Consider the following 12943-nt stretch of genomic DNA (forward strand, 5'->3'; position numbering starts at 1 on the left):
GGGGAAGGCCCCCGGGGCGCCGGGCACGGCGGCCCGGGCGGCCGCGTCGGCCGGGGTGCCCTCGGCGGGCAGCGGAGCGGCGGCGGGCAGGGGGGCGGAGTCGACGGGGGCGGAGCCGGCGGGCTCTCCGGCGGCGCCGTCCTCCCGGCCCTCCGCCGGAGCCGCGCCCTCGGCCGGGGTCTCGTTTTCGGCCGGGGTCTCGTCCTCGTGCTCGGCCGCGGTCCCGGCCCGGGCCGCGTCCTCGGTTCCGGCCTCGGGCTCGGCGCCGGTCGTGGCCGCGTCCTCGCCGCCGTCCTCGGCCGGGGTCTCGTCCTCGTCCTCGTCCGCGTCCTCGGCGCCGGTGTCGTCCTCGGCGTCGTGCTCGGTCTCGGCCCGGGGGTCGGTCCGGTGCCCGTCCCGCTCGTCCTGCTCACCGGCGGGGGCCGCGGCGGTGCCGGCTCCGGCCTCCGGGGCCGGCGCCCCGTCCGGAGCGGTGCCGTCCGCCCCGTCACCGGCGGACGCGTCGGGGGCGGGGACCGGAGGGACGTCGGCGCGGGCCAGGCCCGCGGCCTCGGGGGACCCCGGCAGGGGGCCGGCCGGGGCGGGGGCCGGCTGCGGCGCGGCCGCGTCGGGCCGCAGCGCCGCCGGGTTGAAGCGCATGGTGGCGCCGCTCTCCAGGTCCCCGCCGCCGAAGGGCGCGCCGGGCGCGGGGGCGGGGGCGGGCGCGGCACCCGGGTACGCGGGCGGTGCGACGGGCGTGCCGGGCGTACCGGCCTCGGGGCCGTACGCCCCGTACGGCCCGGGGGTCGGAACCTGTCCGGCGACCTGACCAGGAACCTGACCAGGAACCTGACCAGGGACCTGATGGGGCATCTGCCCCGGCATCTGTCCCGGGACCTGACCGGGGAACTGTCCGGCCGTCTGGCCGGGGGCCTGCCCGGGGGCCCCGGGGGTCCCCGGAACCTGTCCGGGGACGGGCGCGGGCGCCTGGCCCGGCACCGGCGGCGGGTTGTGCGTCCAGCCGGGCTGGAAGCCGCCCGGGGGCACGCCGGGAACCGCGAGCGGCGCACCCGTCGGCGGCGGGGGAGTGACACCGGCGCCCCCCGGACCGCCCGGCGCGCTCTGCGTGTACCAGGCGGGCGGGGTGTAGTCGATGGTGAACTCACCCGTCATCTCGGCGGGATCCGCGTCGGACTCGTCGGCGGGCACGTCCCAGCCCCCGCGGATGTCGTCGCGATCGCCGTTCACTTTGCCTCCTGGTGTGGTCGAGCACCCTTGTGCCGTCGTGCGTCGGGGCCACCGTCTCACTGCCGATCGGCCGGCTCTCCCCTCGGACCCGGCGAACGTTCCGAGGGATCCTCCGCCGCGCCCCCACCCACCCTAAACGCCCGCAACGCCACCGCGGCAGGCCCGTCCTCTCCCGGAGGCCGTCCCTTCCGCCGCGTGCCGGGCCAGGGTGACGCCGGTGCGGCGGAGCGTGAGGAAGCGCACGGCCCGAACCCGTACGAGCCGGAGAAAAGCCCCGATCCGCACGGTGGTGCGCGCTCGGACGCGCGCTCCCGTTCGAACGGGTGACGAAGCGAACGGGGTGACGAAGCGAACGGGGTGACGGGTGACGTGACGGCCGCGGGGACGGGCGACGTGACGAACCGGCGGCCGCGGACCCTCGCTCGGGCCGCGACCGCCGGTTCGTCACGCTCCTCGCCGTCCCGCGCGCCTCCGCGGCGGCGGCCGGCCTCAGCGCAGGTCGAACTCGCCGTCCCGCGCGCCGAGCACGAACGCCGTCCACTCGGCCTCCGTGTACCGCAGCACGGTGTCGTGGTCCAGCGAGGAACGCATGGCGACGGCACCGCCCGGCAGATGGGCGATCTCGACGCGCTCCTCGTCCGGGCTCGTGCCGGGGGCGCCGATCCACTCGACGTCCGAGATGTCGAGGGCGTACAACTCGTCCTTCTCCTGCGCGCTCCCCATGGGGGTTCCTTTCGCTCACGGCCTGTCGGCGGACCATGTGTCCCGTGGCGCCGGGCAGTTGGGCCCGCCCCGTGCCACCAGGAGAAATAGTAGGGAGTCGGGCCCGCGCGCGGGGGCCCTTCGGACGATCCCCACCGCGTCCGCACACGTCCCCACGCACCCGCCCGCGCCCGTATCGGGCCCCGTGCCGCGTTCCCGTACCGCGCGGTTCAGTCCATGCGGCGGGCCGCGCCGAGCAGGCCCGACTCCGCGTCCGTGGCGGTGGTGATCACCCAGTGCCGCTCGCCGCCGGCGCACCACAGGGTCACGCCGTCCGCGAGCGTCGGCAGCGCGTCGACCTCGTTCTGCGTCAGGCCCAGGATGCGGCCGGTCTGCTGGGCCTCCTGCGGCGAGACCCGCTGGACGCCGACGAGCGTGGCCGCGCGCATCAGCCGCGGGGCGACCGGGCTGAGGTAGGGCAGGAGGGTCAGCACGGACTGCCACGGCGAGGAGACGACCCGTCCGCGCGGCGGCCGCATGCCGCAGTCCCGCACCACGACCGCCGGGCTGCCGACGGTCGCGCCCAACGGCGGGACCCGGCCCACGTCGTGGAGCGTGATGCACTCCAGACCCGCGCCCGCCGCCTGCGCGAGGCCGACCCACGCGTGGGGGCGGCCGGTCTCCACCACGACCCGGGAGCCGGTCGCGGCGGCGCGCAGCGCCAGCACCTGCGCCGTCCACAGACCGCCGATCAGGAGGACGTCGTACGGCGTCGAGCGGTGGAAGCCCACCAGCTGCGCCCGCCCTTCGGAGTCCTCGCCGATCACCACGCCGTCGTCGCCCACCGGCAGGGAGAGCGCGCCGAGCTCGGCCGCCGGGACGGTGTGCCCCGCGTGCCGCGGGCCGATCAGACCGCGCAGCCCCTTCACCGCTCCACCGCGGAACGTCATCGAGCACCCCCGAGAGGCATCGTCGCCAGCACACCCGGCAGCTGCTCGCGGTCCAGCCGCAGCAGGCCGACCTTCCCGGCGCGCGCCGCCTGCTCCAGGGTCCGCCGCACCCGGACCAGTTCGTTGTCGGAGCCGCCGGTCACCCGGACGTGGCCGCCGACCTCCATCGTGCCCTGCCGCGCCCCGCCCCGGACGGTGAGGCTGAACGTCGTTGCGTATGCGGGCACCGAGGTCAGCAGCGAGACCAGTCGCGGCAGCGGCGCCGCGCCCCGCCCGAGCTCGGGCCAGCGCCCGACCGCGTACGTGGTGTGCCAGCGGTCGTCGCACCGCCAGACCCGGGAGGTCTCGGCCGTCCGCCGCTGGGGCGCCGCGCCGGTCCGGCCGGCCCGGGCGGCCGCGTGCGGGCTCGTGCAGGCCGCCGTCGCGATCGCCGAGTTGACTTCTTCCTGGTCCAGGACGACCGCCTGGAAACCGGCGCCGGTGATCCGGCTCGCCAGATGGTCCGCGATCCGCACCAGACACCGCTGCGCGCCCTCCAGGCCGCCGCCGCGCGCCGCGACCGCCTCCCTGCACCGCTCCGGGTCCAGCTTCACCGCCACCCAGGTCAGCCGCAGCGCGGGCGCCCCGGTCCGCTCCTGGAGGGGGGTGTACGAGAGCCGGGCCACGGACTGCTGGGGGAGGTGCGGCGCCGGAGCCGGCCGCACCTGCTGCACCAGCTGCACCGACTCGACCACGATGTCGTCGACCTCCAGGGCGTCGCCGAGGAGGGTCAGCGGGAAGGCCCGCGCGCCGAAGACCGGCCGCAGCGCCGACCCGCTCGCCTCGACCCGCAGCACGGCGGTGAGGAAGGAGCCGTCGCCCAGCATGCCGACCGTGCGGTGGTTCCGGTCGACGTACGGCGAGGCGCCGAAGCCCCGCACGCTCTCCGTCACCGGCGCGAGCGAGGGGTCCCCGTCGGGCGCGGCCGGGGCGGTGTCCCGCCGGCGCGACCGCAGCGCGAGCGCGGTCCCCATCCAGTCCTGCACGGCCTGGCCCCGGCGGCGTATCACCGCGAGGAGGACGAGGACACCGGCGGCGACGCACGTCGGGACGAGCCAGAGGCCGCCCAGCACGAAGCCGACGGCCACCAGGGCGAGCGCCGACTCGACGAGCACCAGCTGACGGAGCTGCACCGGACCGATCCGGCCGGTGCGCGACAGCGGCCGGAGCGTCGTCGTCGCCGGGACGGCCCGCGGGGCCCCCGGCCCGGGAGCCCCGCCGCGCTCGTTGCTGCGTTGCCGTCGGGAAGATTGAGGCGCTCGGCCGCTGGTCCGCCGCCCGTCGCGCGCACGCGTCGCCGTACCCATCGCCGCGTTGCCCCCTCGTGTCCGTAATAGCCGAATTCCCTTGGGCGTTGACCGGGCGATCACCCTACCTGAGCGGTGAGACACGGGTGCCGCCAGGCATAGTAGGGGGCGACGCGACGGCGGACGGGCCCGTCGAGTGTGGCAACCTGGTCGGCCGGCGGGGAGAGGGACGACACTTCAGATGGCATCACGACGGGATGAGCTGAACGCCTACACCTTCGCGAAGCGAAGGCTGGTCGCGCAGTTCGTGCAGCCGAACTCGACCGGCTCCGAGGAAGGCGCCCCCCGCCCGCTGCGCGCGGTGGTGCCGGGCGCCATCGTCGGCGTGGTGATCCTCGCGGTCTTCGGCGCCTGGGGCATGTTCAAGCCCGTCGCCCCCAAGGACTGGGACAAGCCCGGCCAGAACGTGATCATCGCCGACAAGTCGACCACGCGGTACGTGGTCCTCAAGACCGGCGACAAGACCCAGCTCCACCCCGTCCTCAACATGTCGTCGGCGAAGCTGCTGCTCGACCCCGACAAGGACAAGATCATCACCGTCGCCGAGTCCGTGCTCGACAGCGGAAAGATCCCGCACGGCGCCACCCTCGGCATCCCCTACGCCCCCGACCGCCTCCCCTCCGAGAAGGAGGCCGGCACCGCCAAGCGCTGGGCCGTGTGCGAGCGGCCCGGCGAAGGCGGCCGGGCCATCCAGAAGGCCGCCTTCGTCCTCGCCGCGCGCGAGGAGGCGAAGACCGACGGCCCCGAGCGGCTGACCGGCGGCCAGCTCCTGTACGTCGAGGGCCCCGCCCCCGACCGCACGCGGTACGTGGTCGACGCCCGGGGGACCGCGTACCCCGTCGAGAAGGACGAACTGCTGCTGCGCCAGCTCGTCGGCCAGGGCCGCGCCGCCCAGCGCGTCTCGGAGGCGTGGCTGAACACCCTCCACAAGGGCGACACCATCTCCTTCCCCACCGTCCCCGGCCGGGCGGGCGCCCCCGCCGAGGTCGGCGGCCTGTCGCCCGAGGTCGGCAAGGTCGGCATGGTGCTGTCCGCGACGGACGGCACCCGCAAGCAGATGTACGTCGTGCTCCAGGACCGGGTCGCCCCCGTCTCGGACTTCACCGCCAAGCTGCTGCTCAACAGCCGCCAGCTCGTCGACCTCGGCCAGAACGGCCAGGCCACCTCGGTCAGCGGCGGCGCGTTCCGGCCCGGCGGCCCCTTCGGCGGGGACAAGGAGTGGCCGGAGGCCGTACCGGTCCCCGTCAACGAGGCGGGCACCGCCGAGGGCAGCCGCAACACCGTCTGCAACGTGCTGCGCGAGGTCGACCCGGACAACGGCCGGACCACCCTGAGCACGTGGGCGGGCGAGGACTTCCCCGCCACCCTGCCGACCGGCTCCAGCAGCGCGTACGTCACCCCCGGCTCGGGCCAGCTCTTCCGCCAGTTCAAGGGCTCCACCACCAGGACCGGCTTCCTCTTCCTCGTCACCGACACCGGCCTGCGCTACGCGATGCAGTCCAACGGCGACACCGCCACCGACGACTCCGGCATCGGCTCCTCCGGCTCGGAGGAGGAGAAGCAGGCCCGCCAGGCCGAGGCCCAGCAGGCGCAGAACCGCCTCGGCTACAAGAACGTCGAGCCGCTGCCCGTCCCCGCCGAGTGGTCCACCTTCCTGCCCACCGGCCCCCGCCTGTCCACGGGCGGCGCGCGCCAGCCGCAGGGCTCGTGAGGGGGGCGACGATGAGGCACCCGCTCCGGCACCCCCTGGTCCTCGCGGCCGCGACGACGCTCTGCGGCCTCGGCCTGCCGCTCTCCGCCGCGCCCACCGCCGCCGCCGACGACGGCGGCCAGTGCACCTACCCCAGCAAGATGTACGAGGGCCGCCCCTGGTCGCTCCAGCGCGTGCTGCTCGACGAGCTGTGGGCCCAGTCCACCGGCAAGAACGTCCGCGTCGCGGTCATCGACACCGGCGTCGACGTGCGGAACCCGCAACTGGCCAAGGCCGTGGACGCCGGGAGCGGGATCAACCTGATCCCGAAGGACGCCAAGGACGCCAACGGCTACAAGCTCAAGCGCGGCAAGGAGAACGGCACCACCGACACCGTCGGCCACGGTACCAAGGTGGCCGGCATCATCGCCGCCCGCCCCGCCAAGGGCACCGGCTTCGTCGGCCTCGCCCCGGACGCCACGATCATCCCCGTCCAGCAGAACGACGCCGACGGCAACGGCACCGCGGAGACGCTCGCGAGGGCGATCCGGCACGCCGTCGACAAGAAGGCGGACGTGATCAACATCTCCCAGGACACGGCGAACGCGGTGAAGCCCACCCCGCTCCTGGAACAGGCCGTCCGCGCCGCGCTGGAGAAGGAGATCGTGGTCGTCGCCTCGGCGGGCAACGACGGCCTGGGCGGCAACGTCAAGAGCACCTACCCCGCCTCGTACCCGGGCGTCCTCGCCGTCGCCGCGTCCGACCGCAACAACGAACGCGCCCAGTTCTCCCAGTCCGGCGACTTCGTCGGCGTGGCCGCGCCCGGCGTCGACATGGTCTCCACGGTCCCCGGCGGCGGCCACTGCGCCGACAACGGCACCAGCTTCTCCGCCCCGTACGTCGCCGGCCTCGCCGCCCTGATCAAGGCCAAGCACCGGGACTGGACCCAGGAGCAGATCGTCGCCCAGATCCAGCAGACCGCCGAACGCTCGGTCGCCGGCCACGACCGCCTCGTCGGCTGGGGCGTCGTCGACCCGGTCAGGGCCCTGACGGAGGACGACAGGCCCATCGAGAAGCCCGTCGCCCACGAGGGCCTGACCCGCGCCGAGGCCCCCACCCCGGCCGCCGTCCACCTCGGCGAGACCCCCGAACAGCGCGCGGCCCGCCTGGCGACCTACGTGGTCGTCAGCGGCGGCGTCCTCGTGGCGGCGATCGCGGGCGTGGCGGTGGCGGTACGGGATCACCGGAGGCGAAGGACCGCCACGGCGGCCCGGTGATCATTGCAGACGCACACGGCTGATAGCGTCGATCGTGACAAATGAACTGAAGAAGTCTCGTGACGAACAAGAGACTTGGGGCTGTCAGTCGCAATCACTAGAGTGGTACGCGCGCGATCGGTGGATGGCGAGTCGCCACGATCGCAATGCAGGGCAGCAGGAGCAAACGGGGAGGATTGGCTCGTGTTTCACGTGACGGGTGACGGGGGCGGCGACGGTGAGTGACCTCGAGACGGGCGTAGGCGAGCTGAAGAAGTTCCGCGACAAGGTCGACGGCGTCATCAAGAACCTGGAGGCGAGCGCCGGCGGCGCCGCGCAGCTGGGACAGCGGCGCGTGACGCGCGGCTCGTTCGGCACGGGGAGGATCGCCTTCGCCGAGGCGGACGGCTTCTTCACGGAGTACGAGCGGGTCCACAGCTCGCTCGTGGCCCTGTCGAAGTCCCTCAGCGGCCAGATCGAACTCCTCCAGATCGGCGTCCACGCGGCCGACGTCGGCTACCAGAACGTGGAAGAGGACCAGCGCCGGCGGTTCCACGACATCCAGGCGCGGCTCGGCGAGGAGCGCGCCGAGGCGATCCGGCGCGAGGAAGAGGCGCGGAGCAAGGTCCCGGCGCAGCCCGACGCACGGCGCAATGAGACCGAGTCCTCGACGGAAGGTATCGGGTGACGACCGATGAGTGACGAGAAGAACCCGAAGCCGAACCCGAACCTGACCCCTCAGGAGCAGGAACAGGCGCAGGACAAGGCCGACATCCAGGCGGTCTACGGAGCGACGAACTTCCTGGAGAACCTGGACGAGATCCTCCCCCTCGGCATCGGCCCCAAGGGAAGCGTCTTCGGCTCGACCTCCTTCGAGAACCACCGGCTCAACGACATGCTCGACCTCCTCGACAGCGCCAACCCCGCCGACCTGGAGCAGGCCGGCGAGGCCCTGGAGAGCGCGAAGGAGTCCCTCAACGCGGCGGCCAAGGAGCTGAACGGCTTCATCCGCAGCGTGAAGTGGGAGGGCGAGGCCGCCACCGAGTTCCAGCGGTACGGCTCCGACGTCGTGAGCTACGCCTGGAACATCGGCAAGGTCGCCAACGCGGTCGGCGCCCAGATGAAGGTCGCCAGCACCGGCCTGACCTCCGTCCGCAACGCGAAGCCGCCGCGCGACACCCGCGCCGTCCAGAAGAAGCCCTCGGAATTCACGGAGCTCGAGAAGACCGAGAAGAAAGAGGACTACGAGAAGGCCGTCCAGGTCGAGAAGGACCGCCAGGAGGCCATCAACCAGATGAACCGCCTGGCCTCGTTCTACGCGGTCTCGCAGAGCACCCTGGCGGGGCAGGAGATGCCGAAGCCGCCGGAGGCGTACAAGGCGCCGGTGCCGAAGCCGCTCGGTGGGAAATTCGGATCCGGGGAATCGGGCGGGAGTTCCTCCCGCGGCAGTCTGTCGGGGGAGTCCTCCGGACGCATCGGCGCCGTCGAGGACCGCACCACCGCGACGATGCCCCGCACGGGTGACGCACTCGACCGCTCCGAGCCGATCCGCGAACAGCCGTCGGGCACGAAGGTCCAGATCGACACGGTCGCCACGCCTCCGGCCCCCACGATCACGAACACTCCGCCCACCCCGACGGCGCCCACCAACACCGCGCCCCCGCCCGGCCCCGCGATGCCTCCGCCGGTCACGCTCGGCACCCCGCCGCGCACCGGAGGCCCCAAGATCACCGGAAACCCCGGTGGGCCGCGTACCGCCACCGGCCGGACCAGCTTCGGCCGCCCGGCCGGGCCGACGACCTCGCCGGCGGTCGGCCGCGCCGGCGGGCCGAAGGGCCCCCAGGCGATGGGCCGTGCGGGTGGCCCCACGAGCTCCCCGGCGATGGGCCGTGCGGGTGGCCCGACGAGCTCTCCCGCGGTGGGCCGTCCGGGTGGCCCGACGAGCTCTCCGGCGGCGGGCCGCAACAGCGGCCCCATGGGCCGTGCCGGCGGACCGCCGGCCACCGCCCAGTCCACGCAGGCAGGACGCGCCACGCCGCAGGCCGGCCGTCCCGGCCAGCCCGTCACCGGGCGTACGGCCGGCGGCAGGGCCAACCCCATCGTGGGCGGCACCCCGCAGCGCACCACGGGCGGAAGCACCGGATCGCGGATCCCGAGGGGCACCGTCGTCGGCAGCGAGGGCCCGGCCGCGGGCCGTACGGCCGGAGCGCGCCCCAGCCAGGCCGGAGTCGTCGGCGCCAACAACGGCAAGGGTCCTCAGCGTTCCGCCGGCCGGGGCACCCCCAGCTCCAACGGAGTGGTCGGGAGCCCCCGAGGCATGGGCGGCCGTGGCACCCAGCGCCCGGACCGCGACGAACAGGACCGCGACGGCTCTTCGCGTCCCGATTACCTGACGGAAGACGAAGAGACCTGGACGAACCGTCGGCGCGGCGCGGTACCGCCGGTGATCGACTAACCACTCGGAAGGCTCGGAAGTCAGGATGACGGCACGAATGATCGAGAGCGGCAGGCTCCGGCGGGCGCTCCTCGGCACCACGGCGATCGCGGTGCTGACGACGTCGCTCGTCGGGGTCGCTCCGACGGCGGTCGCCGCCGACGCGCGGTCGCAGCAGTGGTACCTGGATGCCATGAAGGCCGAGGAGATCTGGAAGAAGACGACCGGAAAGGGCATCACGGTCGCCGTCATCGACAGCGGTGTCGATCCGGACACCCCCTCGCTCAAGGGCAAAGTCCTGAAGGGCTGGGACGCTTCCGAGAGCAAGGGCGACGAGACGGACGACTACTCGGGCCACGGCACGTCCATCGCCGAGACCATCGTCGGATCGGGAGCGGGCGGCGGCATCAAGGGGCTGGCCCCTGACGCCAAGGTGATTCCGTACCGCGTGGCCGACACCGAGCGGCAGAACGAGCAGGCCGTCAACGCCTTCGACGTGGAGGAGGCGATCAAGGCGGCGGCGGACAGCGACGCGCAGATCATCAACCTCTCCATCGGCTCCGAGTACTACAGCGAAGGCGAGCGCGAAGCGGTCAAGTACGCCCAGAGCAAGGGAAAGCTGCTGTTCGCGAGCGCGGGTAACGAAGCGCTCAAGGGCAACAAGAAGAACTATCCGGCGAGCTATCCCGAAGCCGTCGCCGTCGCGGCGAGCGGTCGTGACGGCTCGGTGGCCAAGTACTCGCAGCACGGCGACTACATCGACATCGCCGCCCCGGGAAGCCAACTCCCCGGCTACTGCGACAAGAGCCTCACGAAGTACTGCACAAGCGACGGCACCAGCTTCTCCACCGCCATCGTCTCCGCCTCCGCCGCCCTCATCTGGTCCATGCACCCCGACTGGACGGCGAACCAGGTCCTCCGCGTCATGCTCGACTCCGCCGCGCGCGGCGACGGCTGGGAGCCGGGTACGGTCAGCAACTACCTCGGTCACGGCATCGTCCGCCCCAACGCCCACGTCTCGCGCGGCGAGGGCGAGCCGGGCGACCCGAACATCAACCCCCTGACCAACACGCCCACCGGCGGAGCCGCCGGTGCGACCCCGTCGGCGACGGCGTCCGCGTCGTCCTCGTCCTCGTCCTCCGGCGGGTCGACCGCCGCCCCGTCCGCAACAGCTTCGACACAAGCTCCCGACGGCGAGCAGACGTCCGGCGCGCCTGTGGCAGGCTCCACGGAGAACGCGGCGGCGGACACGGACGACGGCGGCAACACCGGCCTCGTCATCGGCATCGCCGCCGCGGCCGTGGTCGTCCTCGCCGCCGTGGGCGTCGTCCTCGCACGCCGGCGGCGCACCGCCTGACGGCACCCCACACAAGCCTCACCGCGTCCGCGCGAACCTGCGGAGGCGGCCTCAACAGAGAACCCGAGAAAGGGAGAGCGACACATGTCAGTCTTGAAGGTTGGCGATCAGAGTCTCAAGGATTTCCAGGACGAGCTCACCCGCAAGTTCGAAGACGTGAAGGGGCAGCTCCAGGCCCTCCAGGGCGTCATCGACAGCCTCGAAGGCCGCTGGAAGGGCATCGGCGCCGGCGCCTTCGACGCCAAGCAGACCGAGATCAACCAGGGCATGGTGCGGATCGCCAAGCTGATGCTGAACTTCCAGGAGGCCATCCAGGTCACCCGGACGACCTCCAGCAACACCGACGACGAGGTCGAGGCGGCCCTGCGCGGCGTCGACGTGACCGCGGGCTTCTCCGGCGACGCGGGCGCCGAGAAGGCGGCCCGTTCGGGCATCGCCGGCCTCTGACCTTCCGGTCGGAGCCCCTGCACCAACCCAACCTGAACGACACCACCGAAAACCGGAGGGAACATGGCCGGCAACGACGGCATCATGCTCGTCACGTACGCGTCGCTCGACGACGCGGCGAACCAGATCGACGCGCAGGCGAAGCGTCTGGACCAGGCCCTGGAGGACATCCAGACCCGGATCCGTTCGGTCTCCAGCACCTGGGAGGGTGAGGCGAAGACCGCCGCCGACTCCGCCCACGCCAAGTGGGACCAGGAGACCCGCGCGATCCACAACGCGCTGACGAGCATCTCCAAGGCCGTCCGCCAGGCCGCCCCGGCCTACCAGGCGGGCGACAAGCGCGCCGCGGGCTTCTTCTAGACCGAAGCCGCATGACGGCAACAGGGTGGGCGTGCACGGGAGGCGCCCACCCTGTCGCGCGTCCGGGACCGCACACCCACGGAACCCGTCCGACCCCTTCGCCCCAACACCCTTGCCCATGCCTGGAATTGGCTGAGGCGACCCACGCGAACTCCACCTCCCTCCCGCCAGGTCGCACCGGACAGGACTGTCCGAGGGGTACAGGAAGAGGACGTGCCGATGGCGTGGGACGCGGAGGAAGAGGGGGACGAGCTGAAGACGGCGGCGGCCGAACGGCGGTCCACGAACACCCGGTCGAACCAGTCACCCGCCGACCACGGCGGCAGCGTGGCGTCCCCGGGCGGTGACCCTCGCGGGCCGGCCGGCAGGCCCTGACCGCCCACCGTCGGCGACTCCGTGTACCGCCCCCACACCACCCCGATCCGTCTCGGCAGCCACCCCCACGTCACACCCGCGCCACGCCCACGAAGGCGCCCGGCAGGCCCGCGACGGAGGGCCACGCCGACGAGCGGTGACGGGTCAGGTACGGAAGCCGCTGGACGCCACTTCGCCCCCACCAAGGGCGCCCACGCCACCGTCTGCGGAGGCTCCCGAGGACGCACGCACGTCCGCTACTTCTGCTCGCACTCGGACGACGCCGACAGCGCCTCCGCGTACGTGGTGATCAGCTTCTCCATGGCCGGAGCCGACTTCTCGCCGTCCGAGACGAAGACCCTCGCGAACAGCTCGTACTTGCCCTTGCGGTGCGCCACCACCGGGTCGCACGTGACACGGCTGACTCCGCCGGTGCTCGAGTAGACGTACTTCCCGCCACCGCCCTCGTGCTCGGCGATGTCCAGATACGGGTTGTCGTACGCCACCGACCGGGGCGTCCTCCCCTTCTCCGTCCAGTTCCAGTCGGCCGTCAGGACGGTCGTGCCGTCCACCACCACCCTGCAGCTGAAATAGCCCTTCCCCGGCTTCCGCTCCTCCTCGATCTTCGTGCCGCTCGCGGGAAGAACGGGCGACAGCAGCTCGGCGGGGACCGGTGTGCCGCACAGGGAGTCCGGGACTTCGAAGGCCCGCTTCTCCTCCTTCGGCTGGGAGCATCCGGAGGCGAGGAGGACGAGCGCGAGGGCGGCCACGGTCCGTGCCTTTGCGTGCTTCATCACGTGCTTTCTGGTCGGGGGGAGCG

The 12943-nt window shown here is 73.2% G+C and carries 12 protein-coding genes; 7 read left to right on the plus strand and 5 right to left on the minus strand.

Translation table 11 applies throughout. From position 1 onward, the window contains the following. From AB0E83_RS28690 to eccE, 4 genes are all read right to left on the minus strand, one after another. On the minus strand, positions 1-1227 hold a 1227-nt coding region (locus AB0E83_RS28690; RefSeq protein WP_362118003.1), incomplete at its 3' end, for an SCO5717 family growth-regulating ATPase. A 489-nt stretch (positions 1228-1716) separates the two neighbouring features. Continuing rightward, the gene (locus tag AB0E83_RS28695; RefSeq protein ID WP_362118006.1) at positions 1717-1950 is read right to left on the minus strand and encodes a DUF397 domain-containing protein; all 234 of its coding nucleotides are present in this window, start codon (positions 1948-1950) and stop codon (positions 1717-1719) included. 209 nt (positions 1951-2159) lie between these two features. Then, positions 2160-2879: a hypothetical protein gene (locus AB0E83_RS28700; RefSeq protein ID WP_362118009.1), complete on the minus strand. Its 720-nt coding sequence runs from the start codon at positions 2877-2879 to the stop codon at positions 2160-2162. Next, positions 2876-4225, minus strand: coding sequence for a type VII secretion protein EccE (gene eccE, locus AB0E83_RS28705; RefSeq protein ID WP_362118012.1), 1350 nt, complete (start codon positions 4223-4225; stop codon positions 2876-2878). Before eccE ends, AB0E83_RS28700 begins: the two co-directional genes overlap by 4 nt. Before the next feature lie 181 nt (positions 4226-4406). Between eccE and eccB the strand changes: the two genes are divergently transcribed. The 7 genes from eccB (at position 4407) to AB0E83_RS28740 (ending at position 11769) form a co-directional block, all read left to right on the plus strand. After that, positions 4407-5936 carry a type VII secretion protein EccB gene (gene eccB / locus AB0E83_RS28710; RefSeq protein ID WP_362118015.1) on the plus strand — a complete coding sequence of 510 codons (1530 nt, stop codon included), beginning with the start codon at positions 4407-4409 and terminating at the stop codon, positions 5934-5936. 11 nt (positions 5937-5947) lie between these two features. Continuing rightward, complete coding sequence (gene mycP, locus AB0E83_RS28715) at positions 5948-7192, plus strand: type VII secretion-associated serine protease mycosin (RefSeq protein WP_362118018.1); 1245 nt, start codon at positions 5948-5950, stop codon at positions 7190-7192. 217 nt (positions 7193-7409) lie between these two features. Further along, positions 7410-7859, plus strand: a complete 450-nt coding sequence (locus AB0E83_RS28720; protein WP_362118021.1) for a hypothetical protein — start codon at positions 7410-7412, stop codon at positions 7857-7859. Between the two features lie 6 nt (positions 7860-7865). Further along, the gene (locus AB0E83_RS28725) at positions 7866-9626 is read left to right on the plus strand and encodes a hypothetical protein (RefSeq protein WP_362118024.1); all 1761 of its coding nucleotides are present in this window, start codon (positions 7866-7868) and stop codon (positions 9624-9626) included. 25 nt (positions 9627-9651) lie between these two features. Further along, a complete protein-coding gene (locus AB0E83_RS28730) occupies positions 9652-10962 on the plus strand; it encodes a S8 family serine peptidase (protein ID WP_362118027.1) in 1311 nt (436 codons plus the stop codon). A gap of 84 nt (positions 10963-11046) precedes the next feature. Then, positions 11047-11409, plus strand: a complete 363-nt coding sequence (locus AB0E83_RS28735; protein ID WP_362118030.1) for a WXG100 family type VII secretion target — start codon at positions 11047-11049, stop codon at positions 11407-11409. Between the two features lie 63 nt (positions 11410-11472). Next, a complete protein-coding gene (locus tag AB0E83_RS28740; protein ID WP_362118033.1) occupies positions 11473-11769 on the plus strand; it encodes a WXG100 family type VII secretion target in 297 nt (98 codons plus the stop codon). A 611-nt stretch (positions 11770-12380) separates the two neighbouring features. Here the strand turns inward: AB0E83_RS28740 and AB0E83_RS28745 are convergent. Next, positions 12381-12917 (minus strand): hypothetical protein, encoded by a 537-nt coding sequence (locus AB0E83_RS28745; protein WP_362118036.1) that lies wholly within the window; start codon positions 12915-12917, stop codon positions 12381-12383. Between the last annotated feature and the right edge of the window lie 26 nt (positions 12918-12943).

Source organism: Streptomyces sp. NPDC035033 (assembly GCF_040636735.1).
Classification (GTDB): Bacteria; Actinomycetota; Actinomycetes; order Streptomycetales; family Streptomycetaceae; genus Streptomyces.

Coding starts and splice junctions, on each gene's coding strand:
- AB0E83_RS28745 (WP_362118036.1), bottom strand. CDS start 12,917: ATGAAGCACGCAAAGGCACGGACCGTGGCCGCCCTCGCGCTCGTCCTC.
- AB0E83_RS28730 (WP_362118027.1), top strand. CDS start 9,652: ATGACGGCACGAATGATCGAGAGCGGCAGGCTCCGGCGGGCGCTCCTC.
- eccE (WP_362118012.1), bottom strand. CDS start 4,225: ATGGGTACGGCGACGCGTGCGCGCGACGGGCGGCGGACCAGCGGCCGA.
- AB0E83_RS28700 (WP_362118009.1), bottom strand. CDS start 2,879: ATGACGTTCCGCGGTGGAGCGGTGAAGGGGCTGCGCGGTCTGATCGGC.
- AB0E83_RS28695 (WP_362118006.1), bottom strand. CDS start 1,950: ATGGGGAGCGCGCAGGAGAAGGACGAGTTGTACGCCCTCGACATCTCG.
- eccB (WP_362118015.1), top strand. CDS start 4,407: ATGGCATCACGACGGGATGAGCTGAACGCCTACACCTTCGCGAAGCGA.
- mycP (WP_362118018.1), top strand. CDS start 5,948: ATGAGGCACCCGCTCCGGCACCCCCTGGTCCTCGCGGCCGCGACGACG.
- AB0E83_RS28740 (WP_362118033.1), top strand. CDS start 11,473: ATGGCCGGCAACGACGGCATCATGCTCGTCACGTACGCGTCGCTCGAC.
- AB0E83_RS28735 (WP_362118030.1), top strand. CDS start 11,047: ATGTCAGTCTTGAAGGTTGGCGATCAGAGTCTCAAGGATTTCCAGGAC.
- AB0E83_RS28725 (WP_362118024.1), top strand. CDS start 7,866: ATGAGTGACGAGAAGAACCCGAAGCCGAACCCGAACCTGACCCCTCAG.